At 70.5% G+C, this 24,889-nt stretch carries 24 protein-coding genes, 1 tRNA gene and 2 pseudogenes; 15 read left to right on the top strand and 12 right to left on the bottom strand.

Translation table 11 applies throughout. The features are described from left to right. Both AB0J02_RS18595 and AB0J02_RS18590 read right to left on the bottom strand, forming a co-directional pair. A pseudogene (locus AB0J02_RS18595) lies at positions 1–789 on the bottom strand (hypothetical protein); the annotation flags it as partial. Between the two features lie 7 nt (positions 790–796). Next, the gene (locus AB0J02_RS18590) at positions 797–1,792 is read right to left on the bottom strand and encodes an SMI1/KNR4 family protein (protein ID WP_363194756.1); all 996 of its coding nucleotides are present in this window, start codon (positions 1,790–1,792) and stop codon (positions 797–799) included. 268 nt (positions 1,793–2,060) lie between these two features. Between AB0J02_RS18590 and AB0J02_RS18585 the strand changes: the two genes are divergently transcribed. Together AB0J02_RS18585 and AB0J02_RS18580 are read left to right on the top strand one after the other, a co-directional pair. Beyond that, complete coding sequence (locus AB0J02_RS18585; protein ID WP_363194755.1) at positions 2,061–2,615, top strand: YwqJ-related putative deaminase; 555 nt, start codon at positions 2,061–2,063, stop codon at positions 2,613–2,615. 17 nt (positions 2,616–2,632) lie between these two features. Next, complete coding sequence (locus AB0J02_RS18580) at positions 2,633–3,130, top strand: SUKH-3 domain-containing protein (protein ID WP_363194754.1); 498 nt, start codon at positions 2,633–2,635, stop codon at positions 3,128–3,130. 13 nt (positions 3,131–3,143) lie between these two features. On the opposite strand, the pseudogene AB0J02_RS18575 reads toward AB0J02_RS18580, so the two are convergent. Beyond that, positions 3,144–4,477: pseudogene (locus AB0J02_RS18575) on the bottom strand (histidine kinase). Between the two features lie 172 nt (positions 4,478–4,649). Here AB0J02_RS18575 and AB0J02_RS18570 point away from each other — a divergent pair. The 6 genes from AB0J02_RS18570 to AB0J02_RS18545 all read left to right on the top strand — a co-directional run bounded on the left by AB0J02_RS18570 (position 4,650) and on the right by AB0J02_RS18545 (position 9,395). Then, positions 4,650–4,721: transfer RNA gene (locus AB0J02_RS18570), tRNA-Gln, on the top strand. A 110-nt stretch (positions 4,722–4,831) separates the two neighbouring features. After that, complete coding sequence (gene glmU, locus AB0J02_RS18565; RefSeq protein WP_363194753.1) at positions 4,832–6,286, top strand: bifunctional UDP-N-acetylglucosamine diphosphorylase/glucosamine-1-phosphate N-acetyltransferase GlmU; 1,455 nt, start codon at positions 4,832–4,834, stop codon at positions 6,284–6,286. A gap of 120 nt (positions 6,287–6,406) precedes the next feature. Next, complete coding sequence (locus AB0J02_RS18560) at positions 6,407–7,384, top strand: ribose-phosphate diphosphokinase (RefSeq protein ID WP_363194752.1); 978 nt, start codon at positions 6,407–6,409, stop codon at positions 7,382–7,384. 202 nt (positions 7,385–7,586) lie between these two features. Then, complete coding sequence (locus tag AB0J02_RS18555; RefSeq protein ID WP_363194751.1) at positions 7,587–8,168, top strand: 50S ribosomal protein L25/general stress protein Ctc; 582 nt, start codon at positions 7,587–7,589, stop codon at positions 8,166–8,168. Positions 8,169–8,286: 118 nt separating this feature from the next. Then, positions 8,287–8,880, top strand: a complete 594-nt coding sequence (gene pth / locus AB0J02_RS18550) for an aminoacyl-tRNA hydrolase (RefSeq protein ID WP_363194750.1) — start codon at positions 8,287–8,289, stop codon at positions 8,878–8,880. Positions 8,881–8,942: 62 nt separating this feature from the next. Further along, positions 8,943–9,395, top strand: coding sequence for a hypothetical protein (locus AB0J02_RS18545; protein ID WP_363194749.1), 453 nt, complete (start codon positions 8,943–8,945; stop codon positions 9,393–9,395). A gap of 3 nt (positions 9,396–9,398) precedes the next feature. On the opposite strand, the gene ppc is transcribed toward AB0J02_RS18545, so the two are convergent. Then, positions 9,399–12,137: a phosphoenolpyruvate carboxylase gene (gene ppc, locus AB0J02_RS18540; protein ID WP_363194748.1), complete on the bottom strand. Its 2,739-nt coding sequence runs from the start codon at positions 12,135–12,137 to the stop codon at positions 9,399–9,401. A gap of 292 nt (positions 12,138–12,429) precedes the next feature. Here ppc and AB0J02_RS18535 point away from each other — a divergent pair, with 292 nt between their 5' ends. Then, the gene (locus tag AB0J02_RS18535) at positions 12,430–13,413 is read left to right on the top strand and encodes a fatty acid desaturase (RefSeq protein ID WP_363194747.1); all 984 of its coding nucleotides are present in this window, start codon (positions 12,430–12,432) and stop codon (positions 13,411–13,413) included. A gap of 86 nt (positions 13,414–13,499) precedes the next feature. Then, entirely contained in the window at positions 13,500–14,192 is a 693-nt protein-coding gene (locus AB0J02_RS18530; RefSeq protein WP_363194746.1) for a TetR/AcrR family transcriptional regulator, read from the top strand. 163 nt (positions 14,193–14,355) lie between these two features. On the opposite strand, the gene AB0J02_RS18525 is transcribed toward AB0J02_RS18530, so the two are convergent. Further along, entirely contained in the window at positions 14,356–14,637 is a 282-nt protein-coding gene (locus AB0J02_RS18525; RefSeq protein ID WP_363194745.1) for a hypothetical protein, read from the bottom strand. 54 nt (positions 14,638–14,691) lie between these two features. On the opposite strand from AB0J02_RS18525, the gene AB0J02_RS18520 reads away from it, so the two are divergent. Beyond that, entirely contained in the window at positions 14,692–15,474 is a 783-nt protein-coding gene (locus AB0J02_RS18520) for a helix-turn-helix transcriptional regulator (protein ID WP_363194744.1), read from the top strand. Here the strand turns inward: AB0J02_RS18520 and AB0J02_RS18515 are convergent. Next, positions 15,417–15,782, bottom strand: a complete 366-nt coding sequence (locus tag AB0J02_RS18515) for a VOC family protein (RefSeq protein ID WP_363194743.1) — start codon at positions 15,780–15,782, stop codon at positions 15,417–15,419. The genes AB0J02_RS18520 and AB0J02_RS18515 overlap by 58 nt on opposite strands. Beyond that, positions 15,779–16,594, bottom strand: a complete 816-nt coding sequence (locus AB0J02_RS18510; protein ID WP_363194742.1) for a trans-aconitate 2-methyltransferase — start codon at positions 16,592–16,594, stop codon at positions 15,779–15,781. The genes AB0J02_RS18515 and AB0J02_RS18510 overlap by 4 nt, the downstream gene beginning before the upstream one ends. Before the next feature lie 88 nt (positions 16,595–16,682). Here AB0J02_RS18510 and AB0J02_RS18505 point away from each other — a divergent pair, with 88 nt between their 5' ends. Next, positions 16,683–17,180, top strand: coding sequence for a MarR family transcriptional regulator (locus tag AB0J02_RS18505; RefSeq protein ID WP_363194741.1), 498 nt, complete (start codon positions 16,683–16,685; stop codon positions 17,178–17,180). A gap of 102 nt (positions 17,181–17,282) precedes the next feature. Here the strand turns inward: AB0J02_RS18505 and AB0J02_RS18500 are convergent, their stop codons facing one another. Continuing rightward, positions 17,283–18,032, bottom strand: a complete 750-nt coding sequence (locus tag AB0J02_RS18500) for a response regulator transcription factor (protein WP_363194740.1) — start codon at positions 18,030–18,032, stop codon at positions 17,283–17,285. Positions 18,033–18,297: 265 nt separating this feature from the next. Here AB0J02_RS18500 and AB0J02_RS18495 point away from each other — a divergent pair, with 265 nt between their 5' ends. Then, the gene (locus tag AB0J02_RS18495) at positions 18,298–18,741 is read left to right on the top strand and encodes a GNAT family N-acetyltransferase (RefSeq protein WP_363194739.1); all 444 of its coding nucleotides are present in this window, start codon (positions 18,298–18,300) and stop codon (positions 18,739–18,741) included. 11 nt (positions 18,742–18,752) lie between these two features. Here the strand turns inward: AB0J02_RS18495 and galK are convergent, their stop codons facing one another. The 3 genes from galK to galT are packed head-to-tail and all read right to left on the bottom strand — an operon-like array spanning position 18,753 to position 22,012. Beyond that, positions 18,753–19,916 (bottom strand): galactokinase, encoded by a 1,164-nt coding sequence (galK, locus tag AB0J02_RS18490; RefSeq protein ID WP_363194738.1) that lies wholly within the window; start codon positions 19,914–19,916, stop codon positions 18,753–18,755. Between the two features lie 48 nt (positions 19,917–19,964). After that, positions 19,965–20,939, bottom strand: coding sequence for a UDP-glucose 4-epimerase GalE (gene galE, locus AB0J02_RS18485; RefSeq protein WP_363194737.1), 975 nt, complete (start codon positions 20,937–20,939; stop codon positions 19,965–19,967). Further along, positions 20,939–22,012 (bottom strand): galactose-1-phosphate uridylyltransferase, encoded by a 1,074-nt coding sequence (gene galT, locus AB0J02_RS18480; RefSeq protein WP_363194736.1) that lies wholly within the window; start codon positions 22,010–22,012, stop codon positions 20,939–20,941. Before galT ends, galE begins: the two co-directional genes overlap by 1 nt. Before the next feature lie 267 nt (positions 22,013–22,279). On the opposite strand from galT, the gene AB0J02_RS18475 reads away from it, so the two are divergent. After that, a complete protein-coding gene (locus AB0J02_RS18475) occupies positions 22,280–23,974 on the top strand; it encodes a sodium:solute symporter family protein (RefSeq protein WP_363194735.1) in 1,695 nt (564 codons plus the stop codon). Positions 23,975–23,992: 18 nt separating this feature from the next. Beyond that, positions 23,993–24,271: a hypothetical protein gene (locus AB0J02_RS18470; RefSeq protein ID WP_363194734.1), complete on the top strand. Its 279-nt coding sequence runs from the start codon at positions 23,993–23,995 to the stop codon at positions 24,269–24,271. 71 nt (positions 24,272–24,342) lie between these two features. On the opposite strand, the gene AB0J02_RS18465 is transcribed toward AB0J02_RS18470, so the two are convergent. After that, positions 24,343–24,765 carry an ATP-binding protein gene (locus tag AB0J02_RS18465; protein ID WP_363194733.1) on the bottom strand — a complete coding sequence of 141 codons (423 nt, stop codon included), beginning with the start codon at positions 24,763–24,765 and terminating at the stop codon, positions 24,343–24,345. Positions 24,766–24,889: the final 124 nt, after the last annotated feature.

Below are 24,889 nucleotides of genomic sequence, written 5' to 3'. Positions count from 1 at the left end.
CGGCGCCGGGGTGTCGGGGCTGGCCGGCCCTTGCGGGTAGCCGTACTGCGGAGCGGGCGGCGGGGTGTGGGAGCCGGCGGGGCCCTGCGGGGTGCCGTACGACGGTGGCGGCGTCGCGGACGCGTCCAGCGGCGGGGTGACCTCCGTCCGCGGCAGCCCGCTGCCACCGGAGATCAGGGCGGTCTTCGCGTCCGGGGTGACGCCGGGCGGCGGCGTGTCCTCGGAGAGCGGCGGCGAGAACACCGTCTCGGGCAACGGCACCGAGCGGTCCTCCTCGTCCCCCGCGCCGTTCGTGTCCGTACCGGCCCACGGCGTGGCACCGACCGGCGCCGCGGGAGAGGAGTCCCGCGGCTCGGCGGCGGCAGCCGGCGAGGACGCCTGGGACGACGTGGACGAGGCGCGGTGGTCCGGGATTCCCAGCTTGTCCGCCGCCTCCTGCAACCATTCCGGCGGGCTCAGCAGGAACGACGTCTGGTTGAGGTCCACCCGCTCGGGTGGCCGCGGTGCGGCGGGCCCGGCCGGGGCGTCCGGCAGCCCGTACTCCTCCTCGTACCGCCGGATCACCTCGCCCACGGGCAGCGACGGCCACAGCGTGGCCTCACCGCTGTCCCGCGCGAGCACGAGCCGCTGACGGCCGCCGTCGGAGACGGGACCGGTCTCCCGGTCCTCCGCCCAGACCACGAAACCCAGCTCGAACTCCCGCACCCGCACCTCACGGTGCTGGTAGGCGGGCACATCCCCGTTGATCCATTCCTCGGCGCGCTCCTGCGCCTGCGCGAACGTCACCATCGGACCTTCACCCCTCGTCCGCGTTCGTCGGCACGGCGTTCGCGAAACCGCCGTCCACCATCAAGTTCGCCACCGTCTCCAGCTCCGGGGGATTACCGGCCAGCCGGGACAGGAACACGTCGAAGTCGTCCCCGCACGGGAGCAGCAGCCGCTCCACGCGCTCGGCGGCCGACCAGCGGGCCGGGTCTCCGCCGTCCCGCGCGTCGTCGTACGCGCAGAACCACACGGAACCGGTCGCCGCGCCCCGCACCTTCACGGCGAGGATGCCGCCCTGCACGAACCCGACCGCCAAGTAGTCCTTCGTCAGGTGATCGCGCAGACATTTGTTGACGTAGAGGACGTCGTTGACCGCGGCCTCGTCGCGCACCGTGAAGAACGGCTGGTCGATGAGGAGTCCCAGCTCGGCGTCGAGCGCGGCCCCCACGGGCGCGCACCCGCCGGCCACCTTCAGGAACGACCGGTACGCGCCCGGCAGCCGGTACCCGAGGTCCTCCTCCACGCCGAGCACCTGCTGCTCGGTCACGGCCACCGACGACTTCGGCAGGGCGAAGTGCGCGGGCCGGGTGTCCTGCAGCGGACGCGTGCCCCGCTTGTGCTGGTCCACGGACGCCGTCGCGAGACCGCCGTGATGCCGCAGCAACGCCTTCACCTCGACGGGCACCAGCTCCAGGCGGCGCGAGCCGCGCACGTGGTGCCAGGTCCAGCCGTGCGGTGTCGCGACCGCCGGGATCGTGTCCCACAGCTCGTGTCCGGACGCGGCGAGCGCGGCGTTCGCCGACACGTAGTCCGTGAGGCGCAGTTCGTCGACGCCGAAGCCCTCGGGCGGCTCCGCGATCTCGGCCGCGGCCCGCGCGTACGCCGAGAAATCCGGATAGCCGTCGCCGTCCACCCGTACCCCTCGCGGGTGCCGGGCGGCGCGGACCGGGTCAGGGAAGTTCACTACCTGCCCGGCATAAGCCGCGTTCGGCGGCGCGGCCTGCTGCCCGAGCCGACCTGTCGTCATGGCGGTTGCCCCCTGCGGCGCTGTTGACGGTTCTTGTTCCGTACCGAACCCGTGCTCTGCTTTTTGACACGTATCGATCGCGGACAACGACAGCCTATGCGGTTGTACGACACGGGTCACCGGCCCTCCGGTTCCATGACCAGCAGTCACCCCAGTGTCACCACCCCGTGACGATCGGGCGTGTCGACGGGTACCGGCTTCCGCACCAGCCGCCCCATTTGGCACTCTGTGCAGGCAACCTGGGGGATTGCAGGAGGGGAAGCACCACATGCACAGCGGTACCGCAGAGCCATCCGCAACCACGGACGCGCCGTCCGGCGACGACCCGCGCGTCGGCTGGAGCGCCACCGATCCCAACGACGTCCCCGTACTGCGCGGTCGCCGCGACGGCATCCTGCCCGCCGTCGCCGCCGCGCTCTCCGTACGCGGCAGCACGCTCACGTCCACCGCCGCCCGCGGTGAACTGGCGCCCGCCCTGCACCCGTTGGTCCAGGATTTCCTGGATACGCTGACGAGTGCCCAGCGGGACCGCTTCACCGGACGCTGCGCCGAGGCCATCCTCATCTCGCGGCGGCTCGCGACCACGGACACCGAGCGTGCCGAGAAGTCCAAGCGCGCCCGGCGCAGACCCATGACGATGAGCGAGGCCCGCAAAGCCCTCAAGCACGCCAAGCTGACCACCCGGCGCATCCGCGAGGACGGCGACCCGCTGCACGGCGGCTTCGCCCGGCCCTGCCGCGCCTGCGCCGCGCTCGCCGCCCACTTCGGCGTGCGCGTCGTAGACCCCACAGCAGACACAGAGGACAGCGAGGCCGCCCACTGATGCCGAACTCCGCACCCGTGGAGCGCACTTCGAGCACCCGCTTCACCGGGCCCGTCGACGCCACGCTGCGGGCCGCCGGCTGGCAGCCCGGACGCTGGGACATCAAGCAGGCCGAGTTCTGGGCGGACGCGCTGCGCACCCACGTCTCCCCCGCGGGCCACCGGCACGCCGTCTTCCCCGCCGCGGTGGAGGCCTGGGCGGAGTTCGGCGGGCTGCATCTCACCCCCACGGGCCCCGGCCGCCAGATAGCCCCGGTCCAGCCGCACCTCGACCCCCTGCACGGGCTGCACATGGCCCGCACCCTCGGCGACCTCGGCCGCGCCCTGGACACGGAGGTCTGCCCGCTCGGCGCGGAATCCGGTACGGAAGCCCTGCTGGCCATCGACACCGAGGGCCGCGTCTACGCCCTCGACCACAGCGGCGACTGGTACCTGGGCCCCGGCATCGACCAGGCCCTGGAGACCCTGGTCACCGGCGTACAACCGCCGCGGCTGCAGGCGGTCCAGGGAGGCTAGGGGGCCGGCGCGGCTACGCCGCCGGCAGCACGGCCGACACCCGGAAGCCGCCCGCGTCCGTCGGCCCGGACACGAAGACCCCGCCGATCCCGGCCACCCGCTCCTTCATCCCGACCAGCCCGTTCCCGCCCGACGGCAGCCCCGCCGCCGCCGCGTCCGAAAGCACCGGCGGCGGCTCGTTCTCCACCTGCATCGCCACCTCCGCGCCCCGGTGCGCCAGCCGCACATACGTCTTCGCCCCGGCCGCGTGCTTGTGCACGTTCGTCAACGCCTCCTGCACCACCCGGTAGGCGGTCTGCTCCACCACCGCGGCGTACTCCCGCACCTCCCCCTCCCACGTCATCTCCACCACCATCCCGGCCTCCCGGGACTGCCCCACCAACTCGTCCAGGTCGGCCAGACACGGACCGCCGTCCACCGCCCCGGCCTCCTCCGCCTCGGCACGGGACGCCGCCGCGGCGGCCGCCATCCCCACCGCCGCCAGCGGCACCGCCTGCACCGCCCGGCCACCACGCTCCGGCACCGGATCACCCGCCCGCAGCACCCCGAGCATCTCCCGCAGCTCCGTCAGCGCCTGTCTGCCCATGTCCCCGACCAGCGCCGCGTTCTTCACCGCCTTCTCGGGGTCCTTCCTGGCCACCGCCTGCAGCGCCGCCGCGTGCACCACCATCAACGACACCCGGTGCGCCACCACGTCGTGCATCTCCCGCGCGATCCGCGTGCGCTCCTCACCCCGCGCCCACTCGGCCCGCTCCTCGGCCCGCTCCGCGAGCAGCGACAGCTCCCGCTCCAGCGACTCGTTCCGCTCCCGCAGCGACTCCATCAGCCGCCGCCGCGCACCCACGTACAGCCCGAGCAGCAACGGCGGCGCCGTCACACCCAGCGACGTGGTGATGGCGACGAACGGTACGAACCAGCCGCCCACCTGGAACCGCTCGCTGTGCACCATGTCCTGCTGGGCCCGGACCACCGAGACGATCAGCGTCCCGACGAACGACATCCCCGCCAGGGCGCCGATGATCCGGCGCGGCATCTCGGAGGCGGCCAGCGAGTACAGCCCGACGACGGTGAGCATGATGCCCATCTGGGCCGGTGTCACCGCCACCGAGACCAGCACCACGGCGATCGGCCACCGTCTGCGCAACAGCAGCGTCGCGCCGGTCAGCACGCCGAAGACGATTCCCATCCAGACCGGCAGCCCGGCCTTGTGCGCGAACGGCACTCCCTCGAACGCACACTCCGTGGCGGACGCCGCCGCGAGCCCCACATCCAGCCCGGCACTGCGCCACCGATCCCACCACCACGCCCCCCGGCCGTGGCTCGGTGAACTTCCCCCGTCGCGGTCATGCCTCCAGCCTACGGGCGCACACCGCCCGTTTTCCGGCGAGTTTTACTTACCGGCCCGCCACCGCGTCGGCCGGAGGGCCGAGTTGTACCGTCGCATCGAGGGCATCGGGTACGGCATAGTGTTGGGTGCCCACTCGGCGAACCGACGTAATGTCCGGTTTAACCGAGTTGTTCCCCCGTGGTGTAATTGGCAGCACTGTGGCTTTTGGTGCCATCTGTCCGGGTTCAAGTCCTGGCGGGGGAGCCTGCGCGGTCCGGGGCCCGGCCATCGGTCGGGCCCCGCCCCCATTTCTCCTCTCGAACGCCCCGGTATCCTGCGGATGTCCACCCCATTCGAAGCCGAAGGGCACACCCGTGAGCGCCAATCGCCCGGCCGCCGTCGTCGTTCTCGCAGCGGGTGAGGGCACCCGTATGAAATCGGCCACTCCCAAAGTCCTGCACGATCTCTGTGGCCGCTCGCTGGTCGGACATGTACTGGCCGCTTCGCGCGAGTTGGACCCTGAGCGGCTCGTCGTGGTCGTGGGGCACGAGCGCGAGAAGGTCGCCGCGCACGTGGGAGCCGTCGACCCCGCGGCCCGCACCGCCGTGCAGGCCGAGCAGAACGGCACGGGGCACGCCGTGCGGATGGGCCTGGAGGGCCTCACGCCCGAGGGCGCGCTCGACGGGACCGTCGTGGTCGTCTGCGGCGACACCCCGCTGCTGACCGGCGGGACCCTGACCACGCTCGCCGCCACGCACTCCGCCGACGGCAACGCCGTGACCGTGCTGACGGCCGACGTCCCCGACGCCACCGGCTACGGCCGCATCGTCCGCGACAGCGTCTCCGGCACCGTCACGGCGATCGTCGAGCACAAGGACGCCACCGAGGCGCAGCGCGCGATCACCGAGATCAACTCGGGTGTCTTCGCGTTCGACGGCCGGCTGCTCGCCGACGCGCTGAAGAAGGTGCGTACGGACAACAGCCAGGGCGAGGAGTACCTCACGGACGTGCTGGGGATCCTGCGCGCGGCCGGGCACCGGGTCGGCGCGTCCGTGGCCCGCGACCACCGCGAGATCGCCGGCATCAACAACCGCGTACAGCTTGCCGAGGCGCGTCGCACGCTCAACGACCGGCTTCTGGAGCGCGCGATGCTGGACGGCGTCACGATCGTCGATCCGGCCGGCACGTTCATCGACGTGACGGTGACCTTCGACCGGGACGCGACGATCCTGCCGGGCACGCAGCTGCACGGCGCGACGCACCTCGGCGAGGGTTCCGTCGTCGGGCCCAACACGCGCCTCACGGACACCGCGGTGGGCGCGGGAGCCCGGGTGGACAACACGGTCTCCGACGGCGCGGAGATCGGCCCGCAGGCGAGCGTCGGTCCGTTCGCGTATCTGCGCCCGGGGACGCGTCTCGGCGCCAAGTCGAAGGTCGGCACGTACGTCGAGTTGAAGAAGGCGACGCTCGGCGAGGGCACGAAGGTGCCGCACCTGTCCTACGTGGGCGACGCGACGATCGGCGACTTCACCAACATCGGCGCGGCGAGCGTGTTCGTGAACTACGACGGTCAGGACAAGCACCACTCCACGATCGGGTCGCATTGCAGGACCGGCGCGGACAACATGTTTGTGGCGCCTGTCACGGTCGGGGACGGTGCGTACACCGCCGCGGGCTCGGTCATCACGAAGGATGTGGCGGCCGGTTCACTGGCCGTGGCCCGGGGCCAGCAAAGGAATATCGAGGGTTGGGTGGCCCGTAAGCGTCCGGGGAGCGCGGCCGCGAGGGCGGCCGAGGCGGCCGCCCGGGAGCCGGGCAGCGAAGGCTGACCGGAAACAGGTGCGTCCGACACGGCGTACCGTGATAGATGCTCACGATTCGCCTGGCTCGCTGCTATAGGGACGCGCGGGCAGCTGCGGCGGACGAACTCGTCTGAGGAGACTAGTGCTGTGACCGGGATCAAGACGCAGGGCGAGAAGAAGATGATGTTCTTCTCTGGCCGCGCCCACCCCGAGCTTGCCGAGGAGATCGCGCACCAGCTCGGTGTCGGGATCGTCCCGACCAAAGCTTTCGATTTCGCCAACGGCGAGATCTACGTCCGTTATCAGGAGTCCGCTCGCGGCGCCGACTGCTTCCTGATCCAGAGCCACACCGCTCCGATCAACAAGTGGATCATGGAGCAGTTGATCATGATCGACGCGTTGAAGCGCGCGTCGGCCCGCTCCATCACGGTCATCGTGCCGTTCTACGGTTACGCGCGGCAGGACAAGAAGCACCGCGGACGTGAACCGATCTCGGCGCGCCTGATCGCGGACCTGATGGCGACCGCGGGTGCCGACCGGATCCTGACCGTGGATCTGCACACGGACCAGATCCAGGGCTTCTTCGACGGCCCGGTGGACCACCTGTTCGCGCTGCCGATCCTGGCGGACTACGTGGGCGCGAAGGTGGACCGCGCGAAGCTGACCGTCGTCTCCCCCGACGCCGGCCGCGTGCGCGTCGCCGACCGCTGGTGCGACCGCCTCGGCGCTCCGCTGGCGATCGTGCACAAGCGCCGCGACAAGGACGTCGCCAACCAGGTCACCGTGCACGAGGTCGTCGGTGACGTGGAGGGCCGGGTCTGTGTCCTGGTCGACGACATGATCGACACGGGCGGCACGATCTGCGCCGCCGCGGACGCGCTGTTCGCGCACGGCGCCGAGGACGTCATCGTGACGGCCACGCACGGCGTGCTGTCCGGTCCGGCCGCGGACCGGCTGAAGAACTCGAAGGTGAGCGAGTTCGTCTTCACGAACACGCTGCCGACGCCGAACGAGCTGGAGCTCGACAAGATCACGGTCCTGTCGATCGCCCCGACGATCGCCTCCGCGGTGCGCGAGGTCTTCCAGGACGGCTCGGTGACCAGCCTCTTCGAGGGCGAAGCCTGATCCTGCCGGGGATCTCGTAACTGAAGATCCATTTGGGTACGGCCTCCCTCGCCGAGTAGACTGCCAAAGTTGCTCGGCGAGGGAGGCCGTACTTTTCTGTACGGCGATCCGTTATCGACGCGCTCTTCGTAGCAGGCCGTTTCGTGGCCGGGTGACCACCTTTCTCTGGTTTTACCCCAGTTCTACGAGGAGTTGAGAGCGCATGTCCGAGGTCAAGCTCGCCAGCGAGGTCCGTACCGAGTTCGGCAAGGGCGCTGCCCGCCGCATCCGCCGCGAGAGCAAGGTTCCGGCCGTCGTCTACGGTCACGGTGGCGAGACCATCCACATCACGCTGCCGGGCCACGAGCTGCTGCTCGCCCTGCGTACGCCGAACGTCCTGCTCTCCCTGGACATCGACGGCACGACCCAGCTGGCCATCCCGAAGGCCGTGCAGCGCGACCCGCTGAAGGGCTTCCTCGAGCACGTCGACCTGCTCCTCGTGAAGCTCGGCGAGAAGGTCACCGTCGAGCTCCCGATCGTCGCCGAGGGCGAGCTCGCCGCGGGCAGCAACCTGCTCGAGTACGTGCTGAACACGCTGGCCGTCGAGACCGAGGCCACGCACATCCCCGAGTCGGTCGTCATCTCGATCGCGGGCCTGGACGCCGGTGACGCCGTGCACGCCAAGGACATCAAGCTGCCGGCCGGCACCACGCTCGCCGTCGACGAGGACGCCATCGTGCTGCAGGTCCTGGCCGCGCAGGCCGAAGAGGCCGCCGCCGAGAGCGACGAGTCCGCGGAGGCCTGAGCCTTCGGCTTCTGAGCTGTTGTACGGGGTGGCAGGCACGGCCTGCCACCCCGTACCGCTGTATCCGGCGGTATCCGGCCGCAACGATGTCCCGTACGTACGCGCGTGAGGAATGTGCATGTCCGACGACAACGCTCCCTGGCTGATCGCCGGGCTCGGCAACCCCGGCCCCGAGTACGCGATGAACCGCCACAACGTCGGCTTCATGGTGGCCGATCTGCTGGCGCGCCGGATGGGTGCCAAGTTCAAGCGGGCGACGAAGGGGCAGGCCCAGGTCGTGGAGGGCCGGATCGGCCCTCCCGGACTCGCGAGCCGGCGCGTGATCCTCGCGAAGCCGATGTCGTACATGAACGTCTCCGGCGGTCCGGTGACGGCGCTGCGCGACTTCTACAAGGTGCCGACGGACCGGATCGTGGCCGTCCACGACGAGCTGGACATCGACTACGGGGTGCTGCGCCTGAAGCTGGGCGGCGGCGACAACGGGCACAACGGGCTGAAGTCGATGACCAAGGCGATGGGACCCGACTACCACCGGGTGCGGTTCGGGATCGGCCGGCCGCCGGGGCGGATGCAGGTCGCGGACTTCGTCCTCAAGGACTTCTCGTCGGCGGAGCGCAAGGAGCTGGACTACTTCGTGGACCGGGCGGCCGACGCGGTGGAGGCGCTCGTCATCGAGGGCCTGGAGCGCGCGCAGTCGTCGTACAACTCCTGAGAGCGTTCCGGGACGGCGCCGAGTGTTGACCGTACGCGTATGCATGGCCAAAGATCACGGCCATGGCTTCAGCGATGTCGGTGTCCCGGCGGGTGGCGGCGTTGGCCCTCGCCCTGCTCCTGGTGGTGGCGGGGTTCTGGGCGTCGTGGGGCGCGGCGCAGCACGTGGTGTTCCCCAAGGGGCGCCAGCACGGTGAGCTGGTGGTGGCGCGGTGCGCGGGCGGCTCGTGCAGCGGTCCGCTGGCCTCGGGCGGCGGCGCGGACGTGTCGATCCGGCGCTCGGTCGGTGTGAAGAAGGGCGCCCGCATCCCCGTCGTCGTCAAACCGGGCACGCGGCAGGCGGTGCGGTCGGGTACGGCGGGGTTCTTCGGTTCCTGGATGCCGCTGGGCGGTGCGCTGCTGCTGGCGTCCGTGGTGCTCGCGGGCGGAATGCTGAACCGGCGCCTGGCGTGGATCACGTCAGGCGCCGGTTTCCTGCTGCTGACGGCGGCGTTCGTCACCGTCAGCCTGGTATAGCTGTCAGCCGGTGTTGCGCAGGCCGGCGGCGACGCCGTTCACCGTGAGGAGCAGGGCCCGGCCGAGGGTCGGGTCGGGCTCCTGGCCGGCGGCGGCCGCGTCGCGCTGCCGCTTGAGCAGGGCGACCTGGAGGTAGGAGATCGGGTCGAGGTAGGCGTCGCGGATGTCGAAGGTCTGCTTCAACACCGGGTGCGCGTCCAGGAGTTCGGTCTCCCCGGTGATCCGCAGCACCTCGCGGACGGTCAGCTCGTGCTCGGCCTCGATGTCGGCGAAGATGTGCTTGAGCTCGTCGGGCACGAGGGTGTCGACGTAGTGCCGGGCGATCCGCAGGTCGGTCTTGGCGAGCGTCATCTCGACGTTGGAGATGAAGTTCTGGAAGAAGTGCCAGCGCTCGTGCATCTCGTCGAGCACGCTGTCCAGGCCCGTCTCGCGCAGCGCCTTCAGACCGCTGCCCACGCCGTACCAGCCGGGCACGATCTGCCGCGACTGCGTCCAGCCGAACACCCACGGGATGGCGCGCAGGCCGTCGAGCGAGGCGTCCGAGCCGGGGCGTCGGGAGGGCCGGGAGCCCAGGTGCAGGTCGGCGAGCTGGTCGACCGGGGTCGAGGCGAGGAAGTACGGCGACAGGTCCGGGTCCTGCACGAGCTTGCGGTACGCGTCGTGCGCGGCGTCCGAGACGACGTCCATGGCCGCGTCCCAGCGGGCGAGCGCCTCGTCGGACTGGCGCGGCGCGGTGTGCAGGGCGGAGGCCTGCAGGGTGGCCGCGACGGTCAGTTCCAGGTTCTCCCGGGCCAGCGAAGGCACCAGGTACTTGTCGCTGATGACCTCGCCCTGCTCGGTCACCTTGATCTCGCCCTCCAGGGTTCCCCAGGGCTGGGCGAGGATCGCGTCGTGCGAGGGGCCGCCGCCGCGGCCGACGGTGCCGCCGCGGCCGTGGAAGAGGCGCAGGCGCACGCCGTAGCGGTGGGCGACGTCGCGCAGCCGGCGCTGGGCGCGGTGGATCTCCCACTGCGAGGTGGTGATGCCGCCGAACTTCGAGGAGTCGGAGTAGCCGAGCATGACCTCCTGCACGTCCCCGTTGAGCGCGACGAGGCGCCGGTAGGACGGGTCGGAGAGCATGTCCTCCAGGATCGTGTCGGCGGCCTTGAGCTCGTCCGTCGTCTCCAGGAGCGGCACGATGCCGATCTTCGCCCAGCCGGCGTGCAGGTCGATGAGTCCGGCCTCGCGGGCGAGGACGGTCGCGGCCAGGACGTCGTCGGCGCCCTGGCACATCGAGATGATGTACGACTCGATGACCTCGGGCCCGAACACGTCGAGGGCCTTCTTCACCGTGTGGAACACACCGAGGGTCTTCTCGCCGGCCGCGTCGAGCGGCGCCGGGGTCGGGGCGAGCGGGCGCCGCGACCTGAGCTCCTTGGCGAGCAGCTTGCCGCGGTAGTCGCGGGGCATGTCGGCGTAGCGCCAGGACTCCTCGCCGAGCCGGTCGAAGAGCTGGCCGAGGGCGTGGTGGTGGGCGTCCGCGTGCTCGCGTACGTCCATCGTGGCCAGCTGCAGGCCGAACGCGGAGAGCGTGCGGATCGTCCGGTTCATCCGGCCGTCGGCGAAGAGGCCGCCGCGGTGCTCGCGCAGCGAGGTCTGGATGAGGGTGAGGTCGCGCAGCAGTTCGGCGGTGCCGAGGTAGTCGCGGCCGTCGACGTGCGGGGTGTTCCTGGCGAGCCGCTCCTTGGTGTTCTCCAGCTTCTGCCGGATCGCGGTCGCCTTGAGCCGGTAGGGCTCCTCGGAGTTCAGCCGCTTGTAGCGGGGGCTGATCTCCGGCAGCCGCTCCAGGTCGCACTGGAGCGAGGTGAGCAGCTCCTCGGTGGCGCCGGTGTAGCGGATCGAGTTCGACAGGAAGCCGCGCAGCTCGTCGATCAGGTCGAGCGCGTCGTTGATGCCGTGCTCGTGCTGCAGGATCAGGACGTCCCAGGTCACCTGCGGGGTGACGTTCGGGTTGCCGTCGCGGTCGCCGCCGATCCAGGTGCCGAAGGTGAGCGGGCGGGTCTCGTCGGGGAGGGTGACGCCGACGCGCTCCAGCTCGGCGGTGAGGTCCTCCAGGACGTCGCCGACGGCTCCGGCGTGCAGCTCGTCGAGGTAGTAGATCGCGTTCCGCGATTCGTCGGTGACCTCGGGGCGCACCACGCGCAGCTCGTCCGTCTGCCACACCAGGTCGATGTTCTCGGCGAGACGGGTGTCGTAGCGGCGGCGGTCGGTCTCCAGGACCGGCGTCTCCAGGAGCGTGGCGATCCGGCGCAGCTTGTTCAGTACCGAGCGCCGGGCGGCCTCGGTCGGGTGGGCCGTGAAGACGGGGCGCACGTTGAGGTTCCGCACGGTCTCGCGCAGGTGGTCCGGGTCGGCGTCCTTGAGGCGGTCCGCGGTACGGGCGAGCAGACCGCCCTCGTCGGCGCGCTTGGCACGCAGCTCGCGGCCTCGGTGCACCTGCTCGGTCACGTTGGCGAGGTGGAAGTAGGTGGAGAAGGCGCGGACCAGCTTGGCCGCCGTCTCCAGTTCGGTTCCGCGCAGCAGCTCGGCGGCGGCCTCGCCGTCCTCACGCGTCAGGCGGCGGACCTTCTCGACGAGTTCGAGGAGCTCGGGCCCCTCCTGTCGTACGAGGGTCTCGCCCAGCAGATCACCGAGACGGCGGATGTCGGCGCGCAGCTCGGCGCTGGTGCTCGTCGGGGCGGTCGATTCGTCGGCACTGCTCACAGGTGCGGCTCCTTGCAGTGGTGAAGCTCGTCTGGAGGGAGGAGTCCCCGGAACCGGGTAGTAGTCCCAGGTGGAGATTCAGAGCGGACCGCGCTGTCCGACCGTGTCCAAGGATATGTGCCCGCGCTCTCGGCACTCTCCGGGGCCTCGCGGCATCCGGATACGCGCCGCGATGCTTACGACCCCGTAAGTTACGGAACCGTAGGAATGACGAAGGCTCTCTTCCGCGGATCTCCGTTGATCTCCTGACCCATCACAGACCCTCTCAACCCTCGACGTACAGGGGACTCCCATGGCCACACGTTCCGATGTGATCGACGACGTCCCGGAGGGGGCGCCCGGACCCACCTCCGGCCCACCGGTGTCGGCGACGCTCGGCGGTGAGCGCAAGCGTTCCGTGGAGCAGCTCACGCTGCTCCTGTTCATCGTCGTACCGTTCCTGGCCGTGCTCGCGGCGGTGCCGCTGGCCTGGGGCTGGGGGGTCAGCTGGCTCGACCTCGGGCTGCTCGTCTTCTTCTACTACCTGGGCTGCCACGGCATCACGATCGGCTTCCACCGCTACTTCACGCACGGTTCCTTCAAGGCGAAGCGCCCGCTGCGCGTCGCGCTCGCCGTCGCCGGTTCGATGGCGGTCGAGGGACCGCTGGTGCGCTGGGTCGCGGACCACCGCAAGCACCACAAGTTCTCCGACGCGGAGGGTGACCCGCACTCGCCGTGGCGGTACGGGGAGACCGTGCCGGCCCTGATGAAGGGCCTGTGGTGGGCGCACATGGGCTGGATGTTCGACGAGGAGCAGACCTCGCAGGAGAAGTACGCGCCGGACCTGATCAAGGACCCGGCGATCCGCGCGGTCTCCCGCCAGTTCATCGCATGGACGATGCTGTCGCTGTTCCTGCCCGCGCTGATCGGCGGTCTGGTGACGATGTCGTGGTGGGGCGCGTTCACGGCGTTCTTCTGGGGCTCGCTCGTGCGGGTGGCGCTGCTGCACCACGTGACCTGGTCGATCAACTCGATCTGCCACGCGGTCGGCAAGCGCCCCTTCAAGTCCCGCGACCGCTCGGGCAACGTGTGGTGGCTGGCCGTGCTGTCCTGCGGCGAGTCCTGGCACAACCTGCACCACGCCGACCCCACGTCGGCGCGCCACGGGGTGCTGCGCGGCCAGGTCGACTCCTCGGCCCGCCTCATCCGCTGGTTCGAGCAGCTGGGCTGGGCGCATGACGTGCGCTGGCCGTCGAAGGAGCGGGTGGCCGCGCGACGCATGACTGAGATCCTGTGAACAATGCCCCGTCGTCCGCCCGCAGCGCGGGCGGGGGAATGTTCACAGGATCCGAGGCCGCCGACGCGGGGTGACCCCGGCACGGCATGATGGGACGCGTGGCGACCGACTCAAGCACCCCGAGCAATGCGAGCAGCGACAGGCCCGACAAGCCGCGGCGTGCGCGCCGTACGCGGATGACGGGGGCCGAGCGCCGCCAGCAACTGCTGGAGATCGGTCGCACGCTCTTCGCCGCCAAGGGTTTCGAGGGCACGTCGGTGGAGGAGATCGCGGCGAGGGCCGGGGTCTCCAAGCCGGTGGTGTACGAGCACTTCGGCGGCAAGGAGGGCCTGTACGCGGTCGTCGTGGACCGGGAGATGCGCCAGCTCCTGGACATGGTGACCGGTTCGCTGACGGCCGGCCATCCGCGCGAGCTGTGCGAGCAGGCCGCGTTCGCGCTCCTCGACTACATCGAGGAGTACACGGACGGTTTCCGCATCCTCGTCCGTGACTCCCCCATCCCGCAGTCGACGGGTTCCTTCGCGTCGCTGATCTCCGACATCGCCACGCAGGTCGAGGACATCCTGGGCCGTGAGTTCAAGGCCCGCGGCTTCGACTCCAAGCTCGCCCCGCTGTACGCGCAGGCGCTGGTCGGCATGGTCGCGCTGACGGGCCAGTGGTGGCTGGACGCCCGCAAGCCCAAGAAGGCGGAGGTCGCCGCCCATCTGGTGAATCTGGCGTGGCACGGCCTGGACGGCCTGGAGCCGAAGCCGCGCCTGATAGGTCACCGGAAGAGTTAGCCCGGGCCTGCGCCCGAGAGCGTGCGGCTTCGCCGCTGCCCTGTGAGATGACGCACGAAGTGCGCATCTCACAGGCGCGGGGAACCGCGCGACCAGCCACGACGAGAGCGGCACCCGCCCGACGTCGGGAGAACCTGCGGCGCAGGCGCGTCGCCAGGCTCCCTCAGCGACAGACCCGCACCGAGCGCCACCACGGAATGTTCGGCGCGACCCCGGCGAACAGCACGGTGACCAGTGGCGCGACGGCCCCGGGGACGAGACGCAGGGCCACCGGCGACGGCACGGTCAGCGCGGAGCCCAGCTGCACCGTGCGCACCATCACGATCCGGTCGGCGATCCGCCCGGCGGGCAGATGCCGGATCCAGTACAGCTCCACGAAGGTGAGCGCCCCGAAGAGCGCCACGGAGCGCGAAGCCTTCGCGGTACGGGGCACTGGCTGGGGCATGCCGCAAGAATTCCGCTCGCCCCGCACGGCGGGCCGGCAATAGTCTGCCGTCTTATGCCGACCGTCCGCCATGACCCTTCGGGCACGTCCCGGGTGCCGCTGGCCCACGGGCAGCGGATCGACTGGCACCTGCACGACGACCACCAGCTCTACTTTCCGCACCGGGGCGTGCTGCGCGTACGGACCGCGCACGGCGACTGGATGGTGCCGCCGCACCGGGCGGTGTGGCTGCCGGCGCGGGTGCCGCACGGGCACGAGGCGCTCGGCCCGACGGAGCTGCGGGCGGTGGCCTTCGACGAGGAACAGAACCCGCTCGGCCTGGACCGCCCCGCCGTCCTGTCGGTGACGCCGCTGCTGCGCGAGGTCGTCGCCGCGCTGACCGACGACGGCGGACTGGCCCCGGGCCCGCGCCGGAACCTGAAGGCGGTCGCCCTGGACCAGTTGGAGCGGGTGGAGACGCTCCGGGCCCACCTGCCCACCCCGGACGACCCGCGCCTCGCGGACATCGCCCGGATCCTGCACGGGGAACCCGGCGACCCGCGCTCCCTGGCCGAACTGGGCGGGGCGATCGGCGCCTCGGAGCGCACGCTCAGCCGGCTGTTCCGGTCCCGTACGGGGATGACGTTCCCGCAGTGGCGGACCCAGCTGCGGCTGCACCACGCGCTGGCCCGGCTCGCCGCGGGCGCACCGGTCACGCGGGTCGCGGCGGAGTGCGGGTACAGCTCCCCCAGCGCGTTCATCCACGCGTTCCGCGCCGCGTTCGGCACGACGCCGGGGGCCTACGCGTCCGAGGGCTCCAGGAATTCGAGCCGGTTGCCGACGGGGTCGGCACAGTAGAACCGCCGGTGCCCGGGGAGCAGTTCGTCCCAGATGACCGTGGCGCCACGCTCCGCGAGCCGTCGCGCGCAGGCCTCGATGTCCCGTACCCGCAGCCCGGGATGGGCCTTGCGCGCGGGCCGGAAAGGGCCCTCGGTCCCGAGGTGCAGCCGGGCGTTCCCGGCCTCGAACCAGCAGCCTCCGCGCGCCGCGAGCGCGCGCGGCTTGGGCGTCTCGGTCATGCCGAGGACGTCGACGTAGAAGGCGCGCAGGAGCGCCTCGCTGCCCACGGGCGCCGCGAGTTGGACGTGGTCCAGTGCCTCGATCACGTCGGCTTGACCGCCACCACGAAGATCCGGCGGAACGGCAGCACCGTGCCGTGCGGTGTCGCCGGGTAGGCCTCGCGCAGCAGGTCGCGGTAGTCGGTGACGAACGCGTCGCGCGCCTCGGGGTCGTCGGCGAGGGCGGTGAGCACGGGTCGCAGGCCGGTCCCCTTGACCCAGTCCAGGACCGGGTCGGCGCCGGTCAGCAGATGCGCGTACGTCGTCTCCCACGCGTCGACCGCGCAGCCGAGGTCCGCGAGCCGTTCCAGGTAGGCGGGGGGCGTGAGCACCGCGTCGGCGTGCCGCAGGACTCCCGCGAGCCGGTCCCGCCAGGGTGCGGACTCGGCGAGTTCGCGCATCAGGGCGTGGCTGGGCGCCGCGAAGTTGCCGGGCACCTGGAAGGCGAAGGTGCCGCCGGGCGCGAGCCCGTGGAGCAGACGGGGGAAGGCGTCGGCGTGGCCCGGGACCCACTGCAACGTCGCGTTCGATGCGATCAGGTCGTACGTCTCGGTGGGCGTCCAGTGCGCCACGTCGGCGTGGGCGAAGTCGAGGTGCCCGCCGCCGGCCGTGGGTCCTGCGTACGGTTCGGTCCTGGCCAGCATCTCGGGTGAGTTGTCGTAGCCGGTGATGTGCGCGGTGGGCCAGCGGTCGGCGAGCAGTGTCGTGACGTTGCCGGGGCCGCAGCCCAGGTCGGCGATGCGGGCCGGTTCGCGGGGCAGGGCCGGGACGCGGGCGAGCAGGTCGGCGTAGGGGCGGCCGCGGTGGTCGGCGTGGCGCAGGTACTGCTGGGGGTCCCAGGTGGGAGAGGTGCTCGTCATGTCTCCAGCGTCCCGAATCCGATCTCTCGATGTCAAGAGACTCGACGTCAAGAGACTTCATGTCGACACACCCTCTACACTGATCGGCATGGAGGACGAGGTCGACCGTCTGGTCGCAGCGTGGCGCCGAGAGCGCCCCGACCTCGACGTGGAGCCCCTTGAGGTGCTCAGTCGGGTCAGCAGACTCGCGCGCCATCTCGACCGCGCCCGCCGCCTCGCGTTCTCCGAGCACCAGCTGGAGCCGTGGGAGTTCGACGTCCTGACGTCGCTGCGGCGCGCCGGGGAGCCGTATCAGCTCTCCCCCGGGCAGTTGCTCACCCAGACCCTGGTGACGTCCGGCACGATGACCAATCGCATCGACCGGCTCACCAAGAAGGGCCTCGTCGAACGCCTCCCGGACCCCAGCGACCGCCGTGGCGTCCTGGTCCGGCTCACGGAAGAGGGCCGCGACCGCGCGGACCAGGCCCTGGCCGGCCTCCTCGCGCAGGAACGGGCGATCCTGGCGGAACTCTCCCGCACCGACCGCTCCGAACTGGCCTCGCTGCTACGGCAGTTGACGGCACCGTTCGACAACATTCCCGGTTAGCGGGTTCGCCCCCGAAATGGCGCACGCAGTGCGCATTTCAGGGGCGCGCGACCAGCCCCCACCGGGCCCGCGACCGACCATGAGCCGGGACCCGGCAGGACTTCAGCTGGCGGCCTCAAGATCAACCGGCCCGACACCCGCCCGGCGCGCGAGCGCGACCGCGGCCAGCGTCGAGTGCACCCCCAGCTTCCCGAGCACATTCTGCATGTGCGTCCGCACCGTGTGCGGCGAGAGGAACAACCGCTCGGCCACGGCCTTGCGCCCGAGACCCGCGACCATGCACCGGAGCACCTCCCGCTCACGCGGGGTCAGGGACTCGACCAGCCGCTCCGACTCGGTCCGGTGCTTACGGGCCGCGGTCAGCTCCCGCAGTACACCCGTGAGCAGCGCCGGAGGCAGATGCGTCTCGTCCCGCAGCACACCTCGTATGACGGTCAGCAGCCGCGAGAGCGAGCAGTCCTTGGCGACCCAGCCGGAGGCCCCCGCCTGCAGCGCGAGCGCGGCGCGCCGCGGATCGTCCCGCTCGGCGAGCACCACCGTACGTACGGCGGGCTGGCCCGAACGGACGCCCGCGACCAGCGAGATGCCGTCGACGAGCCCTTCCTGCGCGGGACCGTCGGGCACGACGGTCGGCGGGCGCATGCCCTGCATGGACGCCGCGCCCAGGTCGGCGTCGACCAGCAGCACATCGAATCTGCGCCCCTCGGCGGCCGCCCGGTCCAAGGAACGCAGAGCGGCCGGGCCGCTGCCCGCGGCCGACACGTCGACGTCCGGCTCGGCCGCGAGCGCCGCGGCGAGGGACTCGGCGAAGATGCGATGGTCGTCGACGACCAGAACCCGGATACGAACCACTGATAACCCCCACTGGTCGGGAGACTGACCAACGCGGGTACGGCGCCCGGAGTACGGATCACCGCAGCCGCACGGCCGCCGCCGCGCCAAGACCGCTACCCCCACTCCGGGCGTCGTACCCGGCTGTCTCGCCCCCTGATCAACACCGGCCCCCACCGGTGTTGGTCCTCAGACTAGGGCTGCGGGCCCGGAGGGGAAGCCAATTCGCAGAACTGGTTACCCGTTGGCCGACAGACGACCACGGAGCGCGTTTAGGGTGAGTCACATGTTTCGCATTGAGACAGAAGTCGACAAAGAGCGCGGCCTTCTGCTCCAGTCACTGCTCCGGGAAACCAACGCGGCGGCCTCCCCCGCGCTGCGCGGTCTGCGCGGCACCGCGGCCGAACGCGAAACCCCGCTCCAGGTATGGGCGTTGGCGGACGACGGCACTCTCGCCGCGGGCCTGGACGCGCACACCTGGGCGACCTGGCTGCACGTGAACCTGCTCTGGGTCGCCGACCAGCACCGCGGCGCGGGCCTCGGCTCCCGGCTCCTCGCGGAGGCGGAGCGCATCGCCGTCCACGACCGCGACTGCGTCAACTCCCGCGTGGAGACCTGGGACTTCCAGGCCCCCGGCTTCTACCGGCAGCACGGCTACGACGTGGTCGCGGTGGTGCCGGACTACCCACCGGGGGTCAAAGAATTCACGCTGACGAAGCGGCTGGGCTGAGACAAACAGGTTCAGGCCACCCGGCGGGCGCCCGGCGAAGGCACCGCGGGGAACACGCGCGGCGCCGTGTGTCCGGCCTCGTCGAAGGCGGTCAGGACCGACTTGGTGACGGCGTCCGCGTCGGCGGTCTCCACCAGCACGACCGCCGAGCCGCCGAAGCCGCCGCCCGTCATCCGGGCGCCCAGCGCGCCGGCGGCGTTCGCCGTGGCGACGACCAGGTCCAGTTCCTGGCAGGAGATGCGCAGGTCGTCGCGGAGCGAGGTGTGGCCTTCGGTGAGGACGGGCCCGATGGCGCGTACGTCACCGGCGTCGAGGAGGTCGATGACCTGCTCCACGCGGTGGTCGTCGGAGACGACGTGCCGGACGTAGCGCACGACCTTCTCGTCCGCGCCGACCCGCTGCAACTCGCCGAGTGAGTCGGCGAGTTCGGCGTAGGCGACATCCCGCAGGTGCGATACGCCGAGGAGGCGCGCGCCCTCCTCGCAGCCGGCGCGGCGCTCCGCGTACGCCCCGTCGCCCAGCTCGTGCTTGACGCGGGTGTCGACGACGAGGAGCTGCAGGCCCTGCGCCGCCAGGTCGAAGGGGATCTGCCGGATCGACAGGTCGCGGCAGTCCAGGTGCAGCGCGTGGCCCTCGGTGCCGCAGGCGGACGCCATCTGGTCCATGACGCCGCACGGGACGCCGACGAAGACGTTCTCGGCGCGCTGCGCGAGGACGGCCAGCTCCTGGCGGTTCAGGCCGAGTTCGAAGAGTTCGTTCAGCGCGTACGCGGTCACGACCTCCAGGGCCGCGGAGGACGACAGGCCCGCGCCCGTCGGCACGGTGGACGCGAGGTGGATGTCCGCGCCGGTGACCGGGTGGCCCGCGTCGCGCAGCGCCCACACCACACCGGCCGGGTAGGCGGCCCAGCCGCCCTGCCCGTACTTGGACAGCGGGGTGAGGTCGTCGACGCGCAGTTCGGCGACGGGGGCGTCGATGTCGGCGGAGTGCAGACGCAGCACGCCGTCCGTCCGCGCGGCCACCGCGGCGACCGCGGTGTGCGGCAGCGCGAGCGGCATGACGAAGCCCTCGTTGAAGTCGGTGTACTCGCCGATGAGGTTGACGCGGCCGGGAGCCGCCCACACCCCCGCGGGCTCGTACCCGTACAGATCACTGAACTGCGCGGCGACAGACATGAATTGGCTACCTACCCCTGTTACGAATGACGACTGCCCTACGACGTACTACTGCCGGCGCGCCTGGGCGAACTCCCAGGCGTCGGCGACGATTCCCGCGAGGTCCGCGCGGGACGGGTTCCAGCCGAGGCGCTCGCGCGCGGTGGCGGCGGAGGCCACGAGGACCGCCGGGTCGCCGCCGCGGCGCGGGGCGACGACCTCGGGGATCGGATGCCCGGTGACCTGGCGGACCGTCTCGATGACCTCGCGGACGGAGAAGCCGTTGCCGTTGCCGAGGTTGCAGATGAGGTGCTCGGACGGGCGGGCCGCGTCGACCGCGAGGAGGTGCGCCTCGGCCAGGTCCGCGACGTGGATGTAGTCGCGGACGCAGGTGCCGTCGGGCGTCGGGTAGTCGTCGCCGAAGACGGAGATGGCCTCGCGCCCGCCCTGGGCGACCTGGAGGACGAGCGGGATGAGGTGCGACTCGGGGTCGTGGCGCTCACCACAACTTCCATATGCACCAGCCACGTTGAAGTAGCGGAGCGATACGGCGGCCAGACCGTGCGCGGTCGCCTCACCCGTGATCATGTGGTCGACGGCGAGCTTCGAGGCGCCGTACGGAGACGTGGGCGCGGTCGGGTCCGTCTCGGTGATCGGGGTGCTGACCGGCTCGCCGTACGTCGCCGCGGTGGAGGAGAAGACGAGCTTCCTGACGTCCGCGGAGCGCATCGCGGCCAGCAGGGCCATCGTCCCGCCGACGTTGTTGTCCCAGTACTTCTCCGGCTTCACGACGCTCTCGCCGACCTGCGAGAACGCGGCGAAGTGCAGGACCGCGTCGTAGGAGGAGTCGAGCCACTTGCCGGCGTCGCGGATGTCACCCTCGACGAAGGCCGCGCCCGCGGGCACGCCCTCGCGGAAGCCGGTGGAGAGGTTGTCGAGGACCGTGACGTCGTGGCCCGCCTCGATCAGGTGCTGCGCGACGACACTGCCGACATATCCCGCACCACCCGTGACCATGTATTTCTTAGGAACGCCCTTGCCCATTACTTGCTCGCTACCTCTCGCAGTCGCTCGGCCGCGGTCTCCGGCGGCACGTCGTTGATGAACACGCTCATGCCGGATTCGGAACCCGCGAGGAACTTCAGCTTGCCGGAAGTGCGGCGGATGGTGAAAAGCTCGAGGTGGAGCGCGAAGTCGTCGCGGTTGACGCCCTCGAACTCCTCCAGCGTGCCGAAGGGAGCCTGGTGCCACGCCGAGATGTACGGCGTCGGCGGCTCGCCCTCACCGAAGATCCGGTCGAAGCGCCTCAAGAGTTCCAGATAAATCTTGGGGAACTCTGTGCGCGCCGCGTCGTCGAGCCCGAGCAGGTCCGGGACCTGCCGCTTCGGGTACAGGTGAACCTCGTAGGGCCAGTGCGCCGCGTACGGCACGAAGGCCACCCAGTGCTCGCCTTCGAGGACGATCCGCGACCCGGCGCCGGTCTCGCCGAGCTCCTTCTCCACCACGTCGGCGAAGAGGTTCCGTCCGCCGGTCTGCTCCTTGTGCTGCGCGAGCGAGCGCAGCATCAGGGCCGTGCGCGGGGTGGTGAAGGGGTAGCCGTAGATCTGCCCGTGCGGGTGGCCGAGGGTGACGCCGATCTCGGCGCCCCGGTTCTCGAAGCAGAAGACCTGCTCGACGGAGTCCAGGTGCGAGAGCTCGGCGGTCCGGTCGGTCCAGGCCTCCAGGACCAGGCCGGCCTGCTCCTCGCTCAGGTCCGCGAAGGACTTGTCGTGGTCGGAGGTGAAGCAGACCACCTCGCAGCGGCCGGAGTCACCGGCGAGCGAGGGGAAGCGGTTCTCGAAGACGGCCACGTCGTACGAGGAGTCGGGGATCTCGCTGAGGCGCTCCCCCTCGGACGGGCAGAGCGGGCACTCGTCGGCCGGCGGGTGGTAGATGCGCCCCTGCCGGTGCGAGGCGATCGCGACCGCGTCCCCGAGCAGTGGGTCGCGGCGGACCTCCGAGGTGGTGACGGTGCGGTCGAGGGGACGGCGGTCGGCCGCCTCCCGGACGACGTCGTCGCGCGAGTCGTAGTAAATGAGCTCACGACCGTCGGCGAGCCGGGTCGACGTCTTCTTCACGTCCGATTGCTCCTCATCACACCAACCAAACAGAACCAAACACAACAAAGCATAAGTCAACAGGACCGTCAAGGGAACAGGCGGGACCGAGCGGACCGGGTCCGAAACGGGCTGTGTGCTTTCTGTGCAACAAAGAGGGTATCCGGGGAGCCGGAACGAGCCCTCGATCACAATCCAACAAAGAACATCACGCTAACTGTTCACTTATTGAAGACGGAGGCGTAGGTTCCGGTCTGATTCAGTTCGCGCAACGAAGCGAGTTCCCCCATGCAGTCCCCCACACTGTCTGCCACGACAACCCTGGCCGAAGGGCTACGGCTGCCCACCAACGGCCTCGACTACGCGATCCTCGCGATCTACTTCGTCGTCGTCCTCGGCATCGGCTTCGCGGCCCGCCGCTCGGTGAAGACGAGCCTCGACTTCTTCCTCTCCGGGCGCTCCCTGCCCGCCTGGGTCACGGGTCTCGCGTTCGTCGCCGCCAACCTGGGCGCCACCGAGATCCTCGGTATGGCCGCCACCGGCGCGCAGTACGGCGTCGCGGTCGTCCACTGGTACTGGATCGGCGCCATCCCGGCCATGGTCTTCCTCGGCCTGGTCATGATGCCGTTCTACTACCGCTCGAAGGTGCGCTCGGTCCCCGAGTTCCTGCTCCAGCGGTTCGACAAGTCCGCACACCTGCTCAGCTCGATCCTGTTCGCCTTCGCGGCGATTCTGATCGCGGGCGTCAACCTGTACGCCCTGTCGATCGTCGTCGAGGCCCTGCTCGGCTGGCCGCAGTGGGTGGCCATCGTGGTCGCGGGCGCCTTCGTCCTCGCCTACATCACCATCGGCGGCCTCTCCTCCGCGATCTACAACGAAGTCCTTCAGTTCTTCGTGATCCTGGCGGCCCTGATCCCCATCTGCATCATCGGCCTCAAGCGGGTCGGCGGCTGGGGCGGCATGAGCGACTCCCTGAAGGCCCAGCACGGCGACAACTTCATGTCGGCCTGGGGCGGCACCGGCATCGGTGACGCCAACCCGCTCGGCGCGAACTGGCTCACGATCATCCTCGGCCTCGGCTTCGTCCTCTCCTTCGGCTACTGGACGACGAACTTCGCCGAGGTGCAGCGCGCCCTGTCGGCCAAGAACCTCTCCGCGGCCCAGCGCACCCCGCTGATCGCCGCGTTCCCGAAGATCTTCATCGTCTTCCTGGTGATGATCCCGGGCATGGTGGCCGCGGTGCTCGTCCCGAAGATCGGCGGCGCCGGCTCGGACCTCACCTACAACGACGCGATCCCGTACCTGATGCAGGAGCTGCTCCCGAACGGTGTCCTCGGCATCGCGGTGACCGGCCTCCTCGCCGCCTTCATGGCCGGCATGGCCGCGAACGTCTCGTCCTTCAACACCGTCTTCACGTACGACATCTGGGCCAAGTACGTGAAGACCGACAAGCCCGATGGCTACTACCTGAAGTTCGGCCGCGCGATCACGGCGATCGGCGTCGTCCTCTCCATCGGTACGGCGTTCATCGCGTCGTCGTTCTCGAACATCATGGGTTACCTCCAGACCCTGTTCTCCTTCTTCAACGTCCCGATGTTCGTCGTCTTCATCATCGGCATGTTCTGGAAGCGCGCGTCCATGAAGTCGGGCGTCTGGGGTCTGCTCGCCGGCACCTCGGCCGCGATGATCAACTACTTCTACATCTACAAGCAGGGTGTCATCGACATCCCGACCGACCAGGGCGCCAACTTCGTCTCCGCGATCGTCGGCTTCGTCGCGGGCGCGGTCGTCATGGTGGTCGTCACCCTCTTCACGGCTCCCAAGCCGGAGGCGGAGCTGGCAGGGTTGGTCTACGGCACGACGGCCCCGGGCCTGGAGGAGCCGCCCGCCGAGGGCGACGACGCCTGGTACCGCCGTCCGGCGCTGCTCGGCTGGGGCGCCATCGTCGTGGCCGCGCTCTGCTACCTCCCCTACTCCCTCTGATCGGAGGCTCGACCCACCATGTCCGAACTCCAGAACGAAGTCTCCGAGTTGGAGCGCAAGTCGGCGACGGCGGCACGCCTCTTCGACATCCGTCGCATCATCGGCGGCCTGTTCGTCCTCTACGGCGTCATCGTCACGATCGCCGGCATCACGGCCTCCGACGCCGACCTCAAAAAGGCCGAGGACATCAACATCAACCTGTGGACGGGCCTCGGCATGCTCGCCCTGGGCCTCTTCTTCCTGATCTGGCTGAAGCTCCGCCCCACGGCGCCGCCCACGCCGGACGAGTCGGAGTAGCGCCCCTTTTCCTACGGGCCTGCGCGGGGCCGGAGTTCATCGCTCGAGGGCGAGGGGCTCCGGCCCCTTCGCTATGCCGCGCCCAGGTCGCACCACACATATTTGCCTCGGTCGTCGATGCCCGTAGCTCCGCCGCTCACCAGCGGATACCACCCCCAGCCATCGGCGCAGGCCCGCACCAGGTCGAGGCCCCGGCCCCGCTCCGCGTAGGCGGGAGTGAAGAGGGGTGGGGCGGGCGGCTTCGGGTCCGCGTCCCATACGCCGATCCGCAGCACCCCGTCCTTGAAGTGAAGACGCAGCCCGGCCGGGCCCTTGGTGTGGCGAACGGCGTTGGTCGCCAGCTCCGTCGCCAACAGCTCGGCCATTTCGGCCAGTTGAGGGGGCCCGTGCAGCGTGAGGATCAGGCGCAGGGTGCGGCGGCAGACCGTGACGGCTCGGGCGTCGTTCGGGAAGTACACGGTGTACTCCCAGGGCTCGGGTCCGGATTCGGGCATGCGTGTACTCCGTTGGTCAGTACGGAAGTTGGAGCCGGGCCGGTGGCATTGTCACGGCCGTCGGGGCGTGACGGGGTGGTGCGCTTCCGGCGCGATGATTGCGTTACGTAGCGATTACGTCGCT

It is taken from the genome of Streptomyces sp. NPDC050264, assembly GCF_040655895.1.
Lineage (GTDB): Bacteria > Actinomycetota > Actinomycetes > Streptomycetales > Streptomycetaceae > Streptomyces.
The sequence above is the reverse complement of the archived record's forward strand: the minus strand, read 5'-3'. Positions and strand labels throughout refer to the sequence as shown.